We start from the raw sequence: 16,133 nt of genomic DNA, 5'->3' as shown, positions 1-16,133 counted from the left end.
GGGGCTGCCATCCGGCGGCGTCCCCTTTATTAACCAATCAGTACATAAGGCTGAAAAGGAAGGCAATATGGCGAGCTATGACACAACAAGACACGGCATGCCAATGCGCACATCCATTGCAACCGTGTCGATCAGCGGCGAGTTCCCGGAAAAACTGGCGGCCATCGCCAAGGCGGGCTTTTCCGGCGTTGAGATTTTCGAAAACGATTTCCTGACCTACGACGCCTCACCGCGCGAGGTGAAGGCGCTGGCCGCCGATCACGGGCTGGATATCACCCTTTTCCAGCCGTTCCGCGATTTCGAGGGCATGCCTGAACCGCACCGCGCCCGCGCCTTCGAGAGAGCACAGCGCAAATTCGACATCATGGGCGAACTCGGCACCGACCTGATGCTGATCTGCTCGAATGTCTCGCCGGTCTCGCTCGGCGGCATCGACCGCGCCGCCGCCGATTTCCATCAACTCGGCGAGCTTGCGGCGAAACACGGCGTACGTGTCGGTTACGAGGCGCTGGCCTGGGGCCGCCATATCAGCGATCACCGCGATGCCTGGGAGGTGGTGCGCCGCGCCGATCACGCCAATGTCGGCATCATCCTCGATAGTTTCCACACGCTGTCGCGCAAGATCGATCCCAATTCGATCCGCTCCATTCCCGGCGACAAGATTTTCATCGTGCAGCTGGCCGATGCGCCGCTGATCGACATGGACCTGCTCTATTGGAGCCGCCATTTCCGCAACATGCCGGGTGAAGGCGATCTGCCGGTGGTGGATTTCATGCGCGCCGTGGCCGCAACCGGCTATAGCGGCCCGCTGTCGCTCGAAATCTTCAACGACCAGTTCCGCGGCGGCTCCGCCCGGCTGCTGGCCGAAGACGGCCACCGCTCGCTCATCAACCTCATGGACCAGGTGCGCCGTCTCGAACCCGACATCCGCATCGATGTGCCCGCCATGCCGGAACGGGTGGAGACGGAAGGCGTGGAATTCGTCGAATTCACCACCGCACCGGAAGAAAAACCCAATCTGGAAGCCCTTCTCACCACGCTCGGCTTTGAAAACACCGCCCGGCACCGCAACCGCGATGTCGATCTTTATACGCAGGGCGATATTCGCATCGTCATCAATACAAGCGATGGCGGCGACAGTTTCGCGGGAGCGTCCTATTCCATCCACGGCACCAATGCCTATGCCTTCGGGCTGAAGGTGGATAATGCTGGGGCGGCCCTTGCCCGAGCGGAAGCGCTCGGCGCGCCCACCTTCGCCGAACCGCGCAAGTCAGGCGAAGTCGCCGTTCCCGCCATTCAGGGCGTAGGCAACGGCGTCATCTATTTCCTCGACGGTTCACCGGAGCTTTCTTCCATCTGGGACAATGAATTCGTGCCGACGGAAGGCCAAACGCCGGAAGGCGATGCCGGCCTCAGGCGGATCGATCATCTTGCGCAAACAACGCATTACGATGAAATGCTGACCTGGCTTTTATTCTACACCTCGCTGTTTGCGACGCGGCGCACGCCGATGGTCGATGTGGTCGATCCGGGCGGGCTGGTGCGCAGCCAGGCGATTGAAAGCGTGCCCTCGCCGCATTTCCGCCTGACCATGAACGGTGCGGACAATCGCAAGACTTTCGCCGGCAAATTTCTGGCCGAGGGTTTCGGCACCAGCATCCAGCATATCGCGTTTGCCACCGACGATATCTTCGCCACTGCAAAAGCTTTGCAGGCGCGCGGTTTCCACGCCCTGCCGATCTCACGCAATTATTACGACGATCTGGAAGCCCGTTTCGGGCTGGAGCCGGAGTTTTCCGATGCGCTCAGGGCCGCGAGCATTCTCTATGACCGCGACGACAATGGTGAATATTTCCAGATCTACAGCCGCACCTTCGGCGAGGGTTTCTTCTTCGAAATCATCGAAAGGCGCGGAGCCTATGGCGGTTATGGCGCGATGAACGCGCCCTTCCGTATCGCCGCGCAACGACGGCTTGCGCCGCCGGTCGGCATGCCGAAGGAATAACAGCCTGCATGAAACCGGTGGCCTTGAGCTAGGAGGGTGCTCCTTTCAGCCTGCCGCCAACCTTCCCCTTCGTCATCCCTGTGCTTGCCACAGGGATCGAGCCGATGCGCGTCTGCGCGGCGGGAAGAATCTTTTCAGCCCACGGACTTGGGCTGACTGGATCTCTGTGACAAGCACAGAGATGAAGGAGGCGAGTGCAACGAACTTCTGCTCGCTGTTTAGTCCCATCCCGGACGAACCCGCGCCAAATTAAAATGCACATTGCGCATTTGTAGAGCAGTACACAAAAATTGTTCAACACTCTGGACATGATTGTTCGGTTTTGTTAGCTTTTTCGGCAAAACAAGGGTGGGGAATTAGAGTTACATGCGCATCGTCGAATCTGCGGCTGACGCAAATCATCCGGCCGGTACCGATGAGGTTGCCTGCGGCGCTTCGGTGACATCGAATGTGCCGTGTCGGCGGGCGACGGCCAACGCGCATTTTGCCGACAAAGCGGCCTGAAGACATGCAGTTCTTCGCGACATTCCCGTCCTTGCCCATGGCGTCGCCCAGCACGCGCCTGCCCGAGACATTTTCCCCTTCCTCATTTTCACATGGCCGCGCCAGCTTTGCCGCGCAGGCCACGCCGGAGACGCTGACATGACTGCCGCACCCGCAAACGCCCTCCTCTCGGTCGAAGGCCTGAGCGTCGAGTTCGGCAACAGCCGCGTCGTGGACGATATCTCCTTCAGCGTCGAGCCCGGCCGCACGGTCGCGGTCGTCGGCGAATCCGGATCGGGAAAATCGGTCACCTCGCTTTCCACCATGCGCCTTGCCGACATGATGGGCGCGACCTACCCCACCGGCAAAATCCTGTTTGAAGGCAAGGACTTGCTGAAGGCTTCGCAGAAAGAGATGCGCGCGATCCGCGGCAAGGAAATCGCCATGATCTTCCAGGAGCCGATGACCTCGCTCAACCCCGTCTTCACCATCGGCGACCAGATCTGCGAAGTGCTTGTGCTGCATGAAAAGATGGGCAAGCAGGCGGCGCTGGCGGAAGCACAAAAGCTGCTCGAAATGGTGCGCCTGCCCGATGCGGCCGAGCTTCTGAAACGGTATCCGCACCAGCTTTCCGGCGGCATGCGCCAGCGCGTGATGATCGCCATGGCGCTCGCCTGCCGGCCGAAGCTTTTGATCGCCGACGAGCCGACGACGGCGCTGGATGTGACCATTCAGGCGCAGATCCTCAACATCATGCGCGATCTGCAGAAGAAGCTCGGCATGGGCATGGTCTTCATCACCCACGATATGGGCGTGGTGGCGGAAATGGCCGATGACGTGGTCGTCATGTGGAAGGGCAAGAAGGTGGAGGAAGGTCCGGTCAAGGATATCTTCGCCAACCCACAGCACCCTTATACCCGCGCCCTGCTTTCCGCCGTTCCGCGCCTCGGCAGCATGGAAGGCGAAGAGTTTCCCAAGCGCCTGCCGCTCACCGTGTTGCAGGACGGCCAGCCGGTCGTGGTCGGCGAGGAGCGCGTGCAAAACACGGCGAAATACGACGCCAAGCCGCTTCTGTCGGTCAAGGACCTGTTCGTGCGCTTCGATATCCGCAAGAACCTGTTCGGCAAGGCGACGCACCGTTGCAGCGCCGTGCAGAAGGTGAGCTTCGATATTCACGCCGGCGAAACGCTGGCGCTCGTGGGCGAATCCGGGTCCGGCAAATCCACCATCGGCCGCACCATCCAGCAGCTGCAGACGGCCATATCAGGCGAAATTGCCTTCAATGGCCGCAGCTATTCGCAGATGTCGGCGGCGGAACGCTTCCGTATGCGCCAGGAAGTGCAATATATCTTCCAGGACCCCTTCGCCTCGCTCGATCCGCGCAAGACGGTCGGTTTTTCGATTGCCGAGCCGATCAACACCCACGGTTTGATCAACGATCAGAAGGCGGTACGCCTGCGGGTGGATGAATTGCTGGAGCGTGTGGGCCTCAGCTCCGAACATGCCGCGCGTTATCCGCACGAGTTTTCCGGCGGCCAGCGCCAGCGCGTCTGCATTGCCCGTGCGCTCGCTTCCGATCCGAAGCTTATCATCGCCGATGAGGCGCTCTCGGCGCTCGATGTCTCCATTCAGGCGCAGATCATCAATCTGTTCATGGATCTGCAGGCGGAGCGTGGCCTCGCTTATCTCTTCATCAGCCATGACATGGCTGTCGTGGAAAAGATGAGCCACCGCGTCGCCGTGCTTTATCTTGGCCAGATCATGGAAATGGGCAGCCGCCGGCAGGTGTTCGAAACGCCGACGCATGATTATACCCGCCGCCTGCTTTCCGCTGTGCCGGTTGCCGATCCGACAATTGAGCGCCACACCGCCATGATCGAGGGCGAAATCCCCAATCCCGTGCGCCGTGTCGGCGATGAGCCGGCCATTCTCGCCCATGAGGAAATCAATCCGGGCCACTTCATCGCGAAGAGCGCCTGAATAACAACCAGAACCACAACCATCTGAAGAGGAACAGGTAGATGACAATGATAAAGAAGGGGATGACGACAACGTTCGTCGCACTTGCCATGGCCGCCACGGCCTTCACCGCCGCACCGGCCCTTGCCGCCGGCAAGATGACCATTTCCAGCCCGCAGGACCCGGGCAGCTGGGATCCGATCGACACCTTCCTCGTACAGTGGGCGGCCGTCGCCACCAACATCTTCGATGGCCTCACCTATCGCGGTCCGGACCTGAAGGTTGTGCCCGGCCTTGCCGAATCCTGGGAAGAGCTGGATGAGGGCAAGCGCATCCGCTTCAAGCTGCGCCAGAACGTCAAGTTCCACAATGGCGAACCCTTCAACGCCGCCGCCGTCAAGTTCACCTTCGAGCGCCTTCTCGGCGAACAGGGTGCCAAGGGACCGCAGCGCTCCAACTATGTCGCCATCGAAAGCGTCGATGCTATCGACGATTACACCGTCGACATGAAGCTGAAGGCGCCGGATCCCGTGCTGCTGACCAAGCTTGCCGGTTATGGCGGCATGATCGTTCCGCCTGCCTACATCAAGGAAAAGGGCGAGGACAATTTCAACCTCAACCCAGTCGGCACCGGCGCATTCAAATTCGTTTCCTACGCGCCGAAGACCAATATCAAGCTGGAAGCCAACCCCGATTACTGGGGCGGTGCGCCAAAACTTTCCGAGCTTGAATATCGCTTCATCGCCGAGCCGGCGACCGCCGTTGCCGAATTGCAGGCCGGCCGCGTCGATCTCGTCATTCCCCCCACCATCCCGATCGGCATGATCCCGGTTATCGAAGGCGATTCCAAGCTTGAGATCGTCAGCGTTCCCGGCCCGACGGTCGACGCGCTGCGTTTCAACACCCGTGACGGCATTACCGCCGATCCGAAGGTGCGCAAGGCGATCATCATGGCCGTCGATCGCGGCACCATCGTCAAGTCGATCCTCGCCGGTCAGGCATCGGAAATCGCAAGCTTCCAGAGCGCGCTGTCCTTCGGTTACGACCCGGAACTGAAGCCGCTGCCTTACGATCCTGAGGGTGCGAAAAAGCTGCTCGCGGAAGCCGGCGTCAAGGCAGGCGCGGCGCTGCAGATCGATATCCGCGGCAATGACGCGACGATGAACGAGGTGGCGCAGGTTATTTCCAGCTACCTCTCCATGGTCGGCATCACCGCCACCATCAAGCCCTATGAAACCAACGTTCTGCTGAACGACATCATCCCGCAGGGCAAGACCGGCGCGATGTTCCAGCAGAAATGGGGCGGCTGGACCTTCGATTACGACAACACGGCCTATTCCATGTACCACTCGGGTGAGAAGTGGAACCCTTACGACAAGGACGAAAAGCTGGACAAGCTGCTTGAATCCCAGCGTCCGCTGACCGACCGTGCCGAGCGCGAAAAGATCCTCAAGGAAATCGGCAGCTATACCGCCGAACGCGCGCTGGAAATCCCGCTTTACAACACCAATGCGATTTACGGCATCAACAAGCGGGTCAAGGGTTTCGTCGCACCGCCGGATAACCGCCTGAAGCTGACCGACGTTACCGTCGAATAATCAGGCTGGTCTTCTGATCAACACACCTTGCCCGCCGCAATGCGGGCAAGGTCGGGTCTCTCTTCAAGGTAAAAAACGTGGCCGGTTTCCTCATCAAGCGATTGCTGCAGGCGATTTTTGTCGTCATCGCCATCACCCTTCTCGTTTCCTTCGCCATTCGCCTCACCGGCGATCCGGCTGTCACCATGTTTCAGGGCGGCGGCAGCATGACGGAAGACGATCTGGCGCGCATTCGCGCAGCACTCGGCACCGACCGGCCGTTCTTCGTGCAATATTTCAGCTTCCTGAAGGGCCTCGTGACACTCGATTTCGGCCGCAGCTTCACCGGCAGCACGCCGGTCTCGCGCCTCATCGCCGATGCCCTGCCCGCCACGCTTTTGCTCGCCTTCATCTCCATGGCGGTGTCGATCGCGCTTTCCATCCCGCTCGGCATCAAGGCGGCGACCTCGCGTGGCAAGACGGCCGATCAGGTGATCCGCATCTTCTCGCTCATCGGCCTGTCCTTCCCGAATTTCTGGCTGGCGACGATGCTGGTGCTGCTGTTCTCCATCACGCTCGGCTGGCTGCCGCCCAGCGGCATGGGCGGTTTTGCCAGCTACATCATGCCATCAGTGACGATGGGTGTGATCCTGACAGCCACCAATGTGCGCCTTGTGCGCACCGCCATGCTCGATACGCTGCGTTCACAATATGTCATGGTGGCGCGCGCCAAGGGCCTCAGCGAAAGCAAGGTTCTCTACAAACACGCGCTGCGCAACTGCGCCATTCCGCTCATCACCTATTTTGGCCTGCAATTTGGCGGGTTGCTCGGTGGCATCGTCGTCATCGAACGTGTCTTCAACTGGCCGGGCCTCGGCACGCTGGCTTTCGATGCGGTCGGCGCGCGTGATTATCCCGTGCTTCAGGCCGTCATCACCGTGCTGTCGCTGATGATCGTCGGCATCAACCTTCTGGTCGATATCGCCTACGGGCTTGTCGATCCGCGCATCCGCACGGAGTAAGTGACGATGGCTGCCAAAACCTCGCGTCTCGCGCGCTTCACCAATCTCGAATTCGTCCTCGGCGCGTTCCTCACGACAGTCATCTGCCTTGCCGTCGTCTTTTCCGACGTGCTGTTTCCGGGCGGTGCGGACAAGATCGACCTGATGGCCCGCCTTGCCAAACCCTTCGCCAATGCCGCCCATCCGCTCGGCACCGATCCGCTCGGCCGTGACGTGCTCGCCCGTGTCGTCGCCGGCGGCAAGATTTCGCTGCTGGTCGGTTTCACATCCGTTATCGGCGCGGTCATCTTCGGCGTCGCGGTCGGTCTGGTCGCCGGTTATTATCGCGGCTTTTGGGATATGCTGGTCATGCGCTTTGCCGATATTCAGCTCGCCATGCCCTTCATTCTCTTGGCCATCACCTTCATCGCCATTGTCGGCGGCAGCCTCACCAACACCATCATCCTCTTGATCATATCGCAATGGGTGCAATATGCCCGCCTCGTGCGCGGCTCGGTGCTGACGCTTCGGGAACGGGAATTCATCCTTTCCGCCCGCGCCATCGGCGTGAAGGACTGGCGCATCATTCTCCAGCACCTGCTGCCGAACCTCATCGGCCCGGTCATCGTGCTGATGACGCTGAATGTCGCCAACAACATCCTCTTGGAAAGCAGCCTCACCTTCCTCGGCCTCGGTGTCGATCCGACCATCCCGAGCTGGGGCGGCATGCTGGCGGATGGCCGCACCTATCTGCAGACCGCATGGTGGGTCAGCGTTTTCCCCGGCCTTGCCATCCTTCTGACCGTGCTTGGCCTTAACCTTCTCGGCGACTGGCTGCGCGACAGCCTCGACCCCACCGGCAGAACCTCGAGGTAACAGCGATGAGCCAGATTTTCGACCAGACTTTCGAACGCACGCTGGATGCGCTTCTCGCCAATGCCGAGCCCGGCCAGTCCTTCGAGGCATGGAGCTTCGATGACGCCAAAAGCCGCCGCGAAGCCGAAAACCGGCTGAAGAAAAAGGGCGTCAGCGCCCGCATCCGCAGCGCCTACAAACCGCTTCTCTTCACCTTTCTGGAAGAGATCAATCTGGATGGTGTCGATACCATCGAGGTACGTTACCCGGTGCACGCGAACGCCCCCGCCAATCGTTTCCGGCTGGAAGCCTATCCGCTGGCGGCTCTGGTGGGCGATGCGAAGATCGACTTCGTCGCCCGAAAAGACGACGCCTTCCATTATGATGTTACGCTGACCCGTAACGGCAGGAAGGAAACCCTGAAGATTCTGGCGCCAAACCGGGTGCACACCGATATCGTGGGCGAAACCAATGTTTCCCCCACGGGCTGGTTCCGGCTTGCCGGCGATGCTGTGGGTGAGCGGTTGGAGACGGATTACGAACGGCTTTTCGAAGCGGCGATCCATGCCGTCGCCAACCACGGCTGGGGCGATGAAGAGCCCTATTTCGAGGAACTGAACATCCGCGTCGCGCATCCAGCCGAAGATCTGCCGCTTTCCCTTGGCGATGAGGTCGTCAGCCTGCGCGAGGCGCTGCATGAGGATTTCTATTTCTCGCTGCTGGAGTTCTTCCAGAAGAAGTCCGGCCGGCCGCTGGGCGACCGGGGCCTGAAACCCGGCCAGATCGTGCCGGAAATCGTGAAAAGCGAAGGCGAAGTCTCCGTCCGCATCGAAGCCCGCACGCTCACCACAGCCTTTCTCGATGGCCGTGAACAGCCGATCGATACGGCCAGCGAACCGGTTGCGGCAGGCCAGCTCGCGAAACTGCTTGAAGACATCGGCGGCGAGGCCTTCGAGGCCCGCTCCCGTTCCGGCCGTATTCTTGCCGCCCGTTATGTAGCCGGCAGCGATGCCGCAGTGATGATCAGCGGCGGCCAGCATCCCAACGAGACCACAGGCATCGTCGGCGCCATCCGCGCCGCCCGCAAACTCGCAGAACGCAGGGGCGCGCATTTCACCATTTCGCCGCTGGAAAATCCGGACGGTTACGCCCTGCATCAAAGGCTGAGAGCCGACAATCCGCGCCACATGCATCACGCGGCGCGTTACACCGCGCTCGGCGACGATCTCGAATATCGCACGCGGGAAAATTCGGGTGCCCACCTCAATGAGAAGGCAATCCGTTTCAGGGCGCAGGAGATGAGCGACGCGAGCCTGCATGTGAACCTGCATGGTTATCCATCCCACGAATGGACCCGGCCGCTTTCCGGTTATGTACCGCGTAATTTCGCCATGTGGACGCTGCCGAAGGGTTTCTTCCTCATCATCCGCCACCATGCGGACTGGGAAAGGCAGGCCGAAGCCCTGCTCGACCGGGTAACCCGCCATCTCGGCGCCATTCCCGGCCTGCTCGATTACAACAACCGACAGATCGCTCTTTATGAAATCCACGCCGGCGAAACCGGTTTCCGCATCATCAACGGTTTCCCGTGCCTGTCCTCCGTCGATGACCGCCACACCGTGCCGATGACGCTAATCACCGAATATCCGGACGAGACGATCTACGGCAACGATTTCATCACCGGCCACACCGCACAGATGGAAACGGTGCTCTCCGCCTATGATGCCTGGCAGGAGATTCTCGTCGGGGAAGTCGCCTGATATTCAGGCCGCCCTCGATGGGCGGCCTATTTTCCCGCCGTGCCAGCGAGTTTTTGGTCCCGCTGCTTCTGCAAAAGCCTCTTGCCCTTGCTCAGAATATGGAGATTAGCGGCATCAAGCTTGTTGTACCCCGCCTGAATAATATCCAGATCGGCAACGTGACCGATTGCTGCCAGTTCATGCATCACGTCGCCAATAGCGACATCGACACTCGGCTTTTGCAGGTTGACCACATCCTCCACCGCAGCGTGCATGCCTTGCGCGTCTCCGCCCATGACGCGATACAGCGCCAGCGCCTTGCGAAGAAATGCTTCGCGGCGCTCGATCTTATTGTTGAGTATACTTTCGCCAACGCGATCTCGCATCAACTCAACAACTCTATTTTGATATTCGCCCATCAGACACCAAATAAAGTTCACAATATGCTTCGCGAGGCTACAAACAATCCCCTTAGAACTGGTTAAGGCACGAGGCTTGCGCGGGTATGACCGTCATTTTCGAAACATGTCACAAAAGCTGGTTTTCATGAGGAAGCATTTCGATACCACGTCCCGCGAAAACGCCGGTCGTGATGGCTGCGGCGGCGCTATACATTGAGAATCACGGGATGATCACTATTGTGCGATCTCGCATAAGACAAACCCGGTGAGATGGGTATTGATAACCGTCAGGTTATTTATCACCCCCCTTATTTCATTTTACTTTGGCCACGGCACTCATCAATCTGGCAGTCTGGATCGGTGGATGGGAGCCACGGATCAATTGGGAGGAAATCATGAAATTACGGATCACCGCCGCCATCGCGGCCATCTGCTTCAGTACTGCCGCTTATGCCGAGACCATCAAGGTGGGCGTGGTCGGTCCGTTCTCCGGCCCCTTCGCGCTGCAGGGCAAGAACTTCAAGGCCGGCATCGATGCCTGGTTCGCGCTTCACGGCAACAAGGTCGGCGACGATACGGTGGAGGTCGTCTATCGCGATGTGCCGCAGGCCGATCCGGCGCAGTCCAAGGCGCTGGCGCAGGAGCTGGTGGTGAAGGAAGGCGTGCAATATCTCGCCGGCTTCTATTTCACCCCCGACGCCATGGCCGTCACGCCTTTGCTGAAGCAGGGCAATGTGCCGATGGTCATCATGAATGCCGCCACCTCGGCCATCGTGACGAAAAGCCCCTATGTGGTGCGCACCTCTTTCACCACCTGGCAGACCTCCACTCCCATCGCCAAGGTGGCCTTTGATGGCGGCGTGAAGAAGGTCATTTCGCTGGTCAGCGATTACGGCCCGGGCGTCGATGCCGAGAACGCCTTCAAGGCGGCCTTTACCGCCGCCGGCGGCGAGGTGGTGGAAACCATCCGCATGCCGCTTTCCACCAATGATTTCAGCCCGATCATGCAGCGCGTGAAGGATTCCGGCGCGCAAGGCGTCTTCGCCTTCCTGCCGTCGGGCCCGACCACGCTCGGCTTCGTCAAGGCCTTCAACGATAACGGCCTGAAATCCGCAGGCGTCAAGCTCTTCGCACCGGGCGATCTGACGCAGGAATCCGACCTGCCGGCGCTTGGCGAAGCCGCACTCGGCATGCAGACGACCTTCCACTACGCCGTTTCGCACGATTCGCCTGAGAACAAGACCTTCGTGGAAGCCGCCGCCAAGGCGATCGGCAATCCCAAGGAACTGTCCTTCCCCGCAGTCGGCGCCTTTGACGGCATGTATGTCATCAGCAAGATGATCGAGGCCACCGGCGGCAAACAGGATGCGGAAAAGGCGGTGGACGCGGTGAAGGGTCTTTCCTGGACAAGCCCGCGCGGCCCTGTCAGCATCGATCCGGAAAGCCGCCACATCACGCAGAACATCTATCTGCGCGAAGTGGCCAAGGGCGATGACGGCAATTATTACAACAAGGAAGTCCAGACCTTCGAAAAACAGGGCGATCCGGGCCTCGCCGCCGCGAAATAACCGGCGACACGGGCCTCGCCGCCGCGAAGTAACAGCGGCTCGTAAAGACGTTCCGGGTCGCCCGTCGCGGCCCGGTTCCGGCCCGGATGGGTATTGCAGCACCGGGAGGAGCTTTTCAGCATGCAGACGGTCTTCAGCATCCTTGTCGATGCGCTTGCCTATGGCATGGTCCTGTTCATCATCTCCATCGGCCTTTCAGTGACGATGGGGCTGATGCGGGTGGTCAATCTGGCGCATGGCGCCTTCGCCATGATCGGGGGTTATCTCGCCTCCTATGCCGCCCACGGCCTCGGCCTCGGTTACGCCGTGGCGATCCTCGTCGCCATTGTCGGCACCATCGTCATCGCCATTCCGCTTGAGCGTTTTCTCTATCGCCGCATCTATGGCGCACCCGAACTGACGCAGGTGCTGATGACCATCGGCATCACGTTCTGCATCATCGGTATCGCCAATTTCGTCTTCGGGCCGACACTCAAAACCATTCCCTTGCCGCAGCAGCTGGCCGGCCCCACCGATCTCGGCTTCCGCACCATCGCCACCCACCGCATCTTCGCCATTGCCTGCGGTCTGGCTGTTGCCGGCGCACTGTGGTTCACCTTCGAAAAGACCGCCTTCGGCATCAAGCTGCGCGCGGCGGTGGACAATGCCGCAATGGCGGCCGCACTCGGGGTTCGCACCGAGGTCATCTATGCCGTCAGCTTCGCCATCGCCGTCGGCCTTGCCGCCATGGGCGGCGTCATCGGCGCGGAACTGCTGCCGGTCGAACCCTATTATGCGCTGCGCTACATGGTTACCTTCCTCGTGGTAGTCTCGGTCGGCGGCGCGGGCTCCATTCCCGGCGCGCTGATCGCCTGCCTGCTGCTCGGCGCAATCGATACGACCGGGCGGTATCTCGCCCCCGAATATGGCGAATTCTTCTTTTACCTGGCGGTCATCGTGATCATCACGCTGTTCCCGCGCGGCCTTCTCGGAAGGGCGAAATGAGATGGCGGTGCTCATGAACGACGTGACTGAAACGGCAGACACCCCGAAGGCGCGCTCGCCGCTGCGCACGCTTGCGGGGCCGCTCCTCATCATCGCCGCCGCTGTTGCCGGTTATTACCTGTTTCCGGATAATCTGGCGCTTCTGACCCGCATCATCGCCATTGCGCTGCTCGTGCTGTCGATCGATCTCGTTACCGGCTATTGCGGCGTCGCCACGCTTGGCCATGCCGCGCTCTTCGGTGCTGGCGCCTATGCCGCCGGCATCGCCGCCGCCCATTTCGAGATTACCGATCCGCTGCTGATGACCGTGATCGGCGCGGCTGCGGGCGGCGTCGCGGGGCTGGTCTCCGGCACGGTTCTCTTGCGCGCCCACGGCCTGCCGCAGCTAGTTCTTTCCATCGCCGTCATCCACCTGTTCCATGAGGCGGCCAACAAGGCATCCGGCTGGACGGGCGGTAGCGACGGTCTTGCCGGCGTTTCTCCGGACGCACTGTTCGGCACCTTCGAATTCGATCTTTTCGGCCGCACCGCCTATATTTACGGCGTCTGTCTGCTGCTTGTCGTCTTCCTCGCCCTCAGGGTCGTGGTCAACTCGCCCTTCGGCATGTTGTGCCGCGGCGTCAAGCAGGACAGCATCCGCATTCAGGCCATGGGCGGCGGCGTCAACGGCACGATTTTGAAGATGTTCGTCATATCGGGCATCGTCGCCGGCATCGGCGGTGCGCTCAACGCCATTTCCACCCAGGTCGTCGGCCTCGACAGCCTCAGCTTCACGCTTTCGGCCGAAGCGCTGGTCATGCTGGTGCTCGGCGGCGCGGGCTCGCTTTACGGCGCGCTGATCGGCACCGTCACCTTCATGTGGTTCGAGGATGTCGTTTCCGCCGCCAATCCGTTCCACTGGCTCACCATTGTCGGCCTGCTGCTGATTGCCGTCGTGCTTTTTGCGCCGCGCGGGCTTTATGGCGCGGGTGAGCAGATCATCGCGCGCATCCGTGGAGGTCGCAAATGAGCGCCATTTTCGAAGTCTCCGGCCTCAAGAAGAATTTCGGCGGCCTCGTCGTCACCAACAATGTCTCGCTGTCGCTTTCGCCGGGAGACCGCACGGTGCTGATCGGCCCCAATGGCGCCGGCAAGACCACCTTCGTCAATCTCGTCACCGGCAATATCAAGCCCTCGGCCGGCACGGTGCGCATCGCCGGCGAGGATGTGACCGGCCTCAGCGCCAGCCAGCGGGTGAAACGCGGCCTCGTCCGCTCGTTTCAGGTCACGCGGCTGTTTCAGGACATGACGCCGGAGGAGCATGTGGCGCTTGCCATTCTCCAGCGCGAAGGCAAAACGGGCCGGATTTTCGGCCGTTACCGCGCCATGCCCGCGGTCATGAGCGAAGCCCGCGACATTCTCGGCACGCTTGGCCTCCTCGCACTTGCCGAAACAAGAGTGCGTGAAATCGCCTATGGCCAGCAGCGGCTGATCGAGATCGCGCTTGCCATGGCGCTTCGCCCGAAAATCCTGCTGCTGGACGAACCGGCCGCCGGCGTGCCTTCCACGGAAACCGCGCGCATCGAACAGGCGCTCGACCGGCTGCCGGCGGACCTCGCGATCCTGATGATCGAGCACGACATGGATCTGGTCTTCCGTTTCGCCAAACGTGTGGTGGTGCTCGCCGCAGGCGCGGTCATCTTCGACGGTTCGCCTGAAGACGTCACCAGCAATGCGGAAGTCCGCCAAGCCTATCTGGGAAGTTACGCCGATGCCCGCAGCGCCGCTTGAAATCGTCAACCTCACCGCCGGTTATGGCCCGACAAGGGTCATCGAGGGCCTGTCGCTTTCCGTGCCGTCGGGTTCGCGTTTCGCGGTTCTCGGCCGCAACGGCGTCGGCAAGACCAGCCTCTTCGCCACGCTCGCCGGCCAGACGAAACGCTTTGCCGGCGATATTCGCATCGGCGGGCAGGACATCGCCGCCCTGCCGAGTGCCGCCCGCGCCAAAGCCGGCCTCGGCTACGTGCCGCAGACCCGCGATGTGTTTCCCACCCTCACCGTCGAGGAGAACCTGTTCGTCGGCCTCAAGGCCCGGCCGAAATCGGCCATCGAGGAAGCCTACACGCTGTTTCCGCGTCTCAAGGAGCGCCGCCGCAATCTCGGCTCGCAACTCTCCGGCGGCGAACAGCAGATGCTCTCCACCGCCCGCACGATTCTCGGCCAGCCGCGGGTGCTGCTTCTCGACGAACCGCTCGAAGGCCTTGCCCCCGTCATCTGCGAAGAACTGATGGCGGCCTTCTCCAAACTGGCGCAATCGGGCGAAATGACCATTCTCCTCGTCGAACAGCGCATCCAGATGGCCATCGACTTCGCCGATCATGCCATCATCATGGAACGCGGCCGCATCGTCTGGGAAGGACCGTCGAGCGATCTTGCGGAGAACCCGGATATTATCGATACGCATCTCGGGGTTGGCGGGCTTCACTGAGCCAACGCATCATGTATATAATCTCTGTCATACCGGCCTTGAGCCGGTATCCAGCCAGCCCAAGTCCTTGAGGTGAAAAGACTCTTCGCGCCGCGCGGACGCGCGCCTACAGGATTCCGGCTAAAGGCAGCAATGACGGAGGGTGACCGATCACACAAAGCCCCCGCCGTCTCATTTGCCCTTCCTAAAAAACCCAATGGAATAAAAATTCCATTGCAGTTAAAGTGCACACGATTTCAGTCTGCACAAAGGAACGACAATGACGGCAATCGAGGCGCCAGAATCCGTAAAGGCTTTTGAGGAGCGACTGCTCCAGGTCGCGGAGGGTTTGCCGAAACGATTGCGGCAATGCGCCGATTATGTCGCCTCCAATCAGGACCGCATCGCCGTTTCCACCGTTGCCGAAATGGCGGAAGGGGCGGGCGTGCAACCTTCTGCCTTCATGCGGTTTTGCCAGATCATGGGCTTTTCCGGCTTTTCGGAAATGCAGCGGCTGTTCCGTGATTCCTATGTCGGCGGCTGGCCGGATTATGCCACGCGACTCGACCATCTGCGGGAGAAGGGCGATGAAAGCGCATCCGGCCTGCTTGCCGAATTCGTGGAGGCCGGCCGTTCCTCGCTGGAAATGCTGCTGAAATCGGTCGATACACGCCAGCTTGACGAGGCGGTTTCGGCTTTGGCCGGTGCGCGCACCGTGCATATCATCGGTCTGCGGCGGTCTTTCCCCATTGCCAGCTATCTCGCTTACGCCTTCGAGAAGATGAAGGTGCCGGCGGTTCTGCACAGTGCGGTCGGCGGGCTCGGCAATATCAGCGCCATTTCCCGTGACGACGCGCTGATCGCGATCACCTTTTCCCCCTATTCCGCTGAGACGCTGGAACTGGCGGAAAACGCCCGCGCCAACGGTATTCCGGTCGTTGCGCTCTCCGATTCCGCCGTCAATCCGCTCCGGAAATCTGGCGCGACGCTGCTGACCGTCACCGAGATCGATTTCGGCGCGTTCCGCTCGCTTTCCGCCACTCTCTGTCTGGCCATTACGCTGGCCGTGGCTGTGGGAACTCGCAAAACAGCCTGAATATTTTTATTGAAAACGG

At 60.7% G+C, this 16,133-nt stretch carries 14 protein-coding genes; 13 read left to right on the top strand and 1 reads right to left on the bottom strand.

The features are described from left to right. The first annotated feature begins 103 nt into the window (after positions 1-103). The 7 genes from ACIK7D_RS13725 (at position 104) to ACIK7D_RS13695 (ending at position 9,640) form a co-directional block, all read left to right on the top strand. Entirely contained in the window at positions 104-2,005 is a 1,902-nt protein-coding gene (locus ACIK7D_RS13725; RefSeq protein WP_127758274.1) for a bifunctional sugar phosphate isomerase/epimerase/4-hydroxyphenylpyruvate dioxygenase family protein, read from the top strand. A 366-nt stretch (positions 2,006-2,371) separates the two neighbouring features. Further along, entirely contained in the window at positions 2,372-2,509 is a 138-nt protein-coding gene (locus ACIK7D_RS13720; protein ID WP_164865556.1) for a hypothetical protein, read from the top strand. A 138-nt stretch (positions 2,510-2,647) separates the two neighbouring features. Then, complete coding sequence (locus ACIK7D_RS13715; RefSeq protein ID WP_127758262.1) at positions 2,648-4,468, top strand: ABC transporter ATP-binding protein; 1,821 nt, start codon at positions 2,648-2,650, stop codon at positions 4,466-4,468. Between the two features lie 41 nt (positions 4,469-4,509). Continuing rightward, on the top strand, positions 4,510-6,045 hold the full coding sequence (locus ACIK7D_RS13710) for an ABC transporter substrate-binding protein (RefSeq protein ID WP_080819064.1): 1,536 nt from the start codon (positions 4,510-4,512) through the stop codon (positions 6,043-6,045). A gap of 77 nt (positions 6,046-6,122) precedes the next feature. After that, positions 6,123-7,046 (top strand): ABC transporter permease, encoded by a 924-nt coding sequence (locus tag ACIK7D_RS13705; protein ID WP_006316568.1) that lies wholly within the window; start codon positions 6,123-6,125, stop codon positions 7,044-7,046. 6 nt (positions 7,047-7,052) lie between these two features. Further along, positions 7,053-7,901 (top strand): ABC transporter permease, encoded by an 849-nt coding sequence (locus ACIK7D_RS13700; protein WP_127758263.1) that lies wholly within the window; start codon positions 7,053-7,055, stop codon positions 7,899-7,901. Positions 7,902-7,906: 5 nt separating this feature from the next. Then, positions 7,907-9,640 carry a M14 family metallopeptidase gene (locus ACIK7D_RS13695; protein ID WP_127758264.1) on the top strand — a complete coding sequence of 578 codons (1,734 nt, stop codon included), beginning with the start codon at positions 7,907-7,909 and terminating at the stop codon, positions 9,638-9,640. Positions 9,641-9,666: 26 nt separating this feature from the next. Here the strand turns inward: ACIK7D_RS13695 and ACIK7D_RS13690 are convergent, their stop codons facing one another. Then, positions 9,667-10,038, bottom strand: a complete 372-nt coding sequence (locus tag ACIK7D_RS13690; protein WP_127758275.1) for a hypothetical protein — start codon at positions 10,036-10,038, stop codon at positions 9,667-9,669. 377 nt (positions 10,039-10,415) lie between these two features. On the opposite strand from ACIK7D_RS13690, the gene ACIK7D_RS13685 reads away from it, so the two are divergent. From ACIK7D_RS13685 to ACIK7D_RS13660, 6 genes are all read left to right on the top strand, one after another. Further along, positions 10,416-11,588 (top strand): ABC transporter substrate-binding protein, encoded by a 1,173-nt coding sequence (locus ACIK7D_RS13685; protein ID WP_127758265.1) that lies wholly within the window; start codon positions 10,416-10,418, stop codon positions 11,586-11,588. 120 nt (positions 11,589-11,708) lie between these two features. After that, positions 11,709-12,572: a branched-chain amino acid ABC transporter permease gene (locus tag ACIK7D_RS13680; protein ID WP_003519826.1), complete on the top strand. Its 864-nt coding sequence runs from the start codon at positions 11,709-11,711 to the stop codon at positions 12,570-12,572. 1 nt (position 12,573) lies between these two features. Continuing rightward, a complete protein-coding gene (locus ACIK7D_RS13675; protein ID WP_400156557.1) occupies positions 12,574-13,581 on the top strand; it encodes a branched-chain amino acid ABC transporter permease in 1,008 nt (335 codons plus the stop codon). Then, on the top strand, positions 13,578-14,342 hold the full coding sequence (locus tag ACIK7D_RS13670) for an ABC transporter ATP-binding protein (protein ID WP_080842971.1): 765 nt from the start codon (positions 13,578-13,580) through the stop codon (positions 14,340-14,342). Before ACIK7D_RS13675 ends, ACIK7D_RS13670 begins: the two co-directional genes overlap by 4 nt. After that, positions 14,323-15,039: an ABC transporter ATP-binding protein gene (locus ACIK7D_RS13665; RefSeq protein WP_003519829.1), complete on the top strand. Its 717-nt coding sequence runs from the start codon at positions 14,323-14,325 to the stop codon at positions 15,037-15,039. Before ACIK7D_RS13670 ends, ACIK7D_RS13665 begins: the two co-directional genes overlap by 20 nt. Before the next feature lie 259 nt (positions 15,040-15,298). Further along, positions 15,299-16,114 (top strand): MurR/RpiR family transcriptional regulator, encoded by an 816-nt coding sequence (locus tag ACIK7D_RS13660; protein ID WP_127758267.1) that lies wholly within the window; start codon positions 15,299-15,301, stop codon positions 16,112-16,114. Positions 16,115-16,133 lie beyond the last annotated feature (19 nt).

It is taken from the genome of Agrobacterium sp. P15N1-A (assembly GCF_044626815.1).
Classification (GTDB): domain Bacteria; phylum Pseudomonadota; class Alphaproteobacteria; order Rhizobiales; family Rhizobiaceae; genus Agrobacterium; species Agrobacterium leguminum.
This window is presented reverse-complemented; position numbering and strand designations above follow the sequence as displayed.

Excerpts from the sequence above, each read along its gene's own strand:
- ACIK7D_RS13680 (WP_003519826.1), top strand. The coding sequence starts at position 11,709 with ATGCAGACGGTCTTCAGCATCCTTGTCGATGCGCTTGCCTATGGCATG.
- ACIK7D_RS13665 (WP_003519829.1), top strand. The coding sequence starts at position 14,323 with ATGCCCGCAGCGCCGCTTGAAATCGTCAACCTCACCGCCGGTTATGGC.
- ACIK7D_RS13720 (WP_164865556.1), top strand. The coding sequence starts at position 2,372 with ATGCGCATCGTCGAATCTGCGGCTGACGCAAATCATCCGGCCGGTACC.
- ACIK7D_RS13725 (WP_127758274.1), top strand. The coding sequence starts at position 104 with ATGCGCACATCCATTGCAACCGTGTCGATCAGCGGCGAGTTCCCGGAA.
- ACIK7D_RS13695 (WP_127758264.1), top strand. The coding sequence starts at position 7,907 with ATGAGCCAGATTTTCGACCAGACTTTCGAACGCACGCTGGATGCGCTT.
- ACIK7D_RS13675 (WP_400156557.1), top strand. The coding sequence starts at position 12,574 with ATGGCGGTGCTCATGAACGACGTGACTGAAACGGCAGACACCCCGAAG.
- ACIK7D_RS13715 (WP_127758262.1), top strand. The coding sequence starts at position 2,648 with ATGACTGCCGCACCCGCAAACGCCCTCCTCTCGGTCGAAGGCCTGAGC.
- ACIK7D_RS13660 (WP_127758267.1), top strand. The coding sequence starts at position 15,299 with ATGACGGCAATCGAGGCGCCAGAATCCGTAAAGGCTTTTGAGGAGCGA.
- ACIK7D_RS13710 (WP_080819064.1), top strand. The coding sequence starts at position 4,510 with ATGACAATGATAAAGAAGGGGATGACGACAACGTTCGTCGCACTTGCC.
- ACIK7D_RS13685 (WP_127758265.1), top strand. The coding sequence starts at position 10,416 with ATGAAATTACGGATCACCGCCGCCATCGCGGCCATCTGCTTCAGTACT.
- ACIK7D_RS13690 (WP_127758275.1), bottom strand. The coding sequence starts at position 10,038 with ATGGGCGAATATCAAAATAGAGTTGTTGAGTTGATGCGAGATCGCGTT.
- ACIK7D_RS13700 (WP_127758263.1), top strand. The coding sequence starts at position 7,053 with ATGGCTGCCAAAACCTCGCGTCTCGCGCGCTTCACCAATCTCGAATTC.
- ACIK7D_RS13670 (WP_080842971.1), top strand. The coding sequence starts at position 13,578 with ATGAGCGCCATTTTCGAAGTCTCCGGCCTCAAGAAGAATTTCGGCGGC.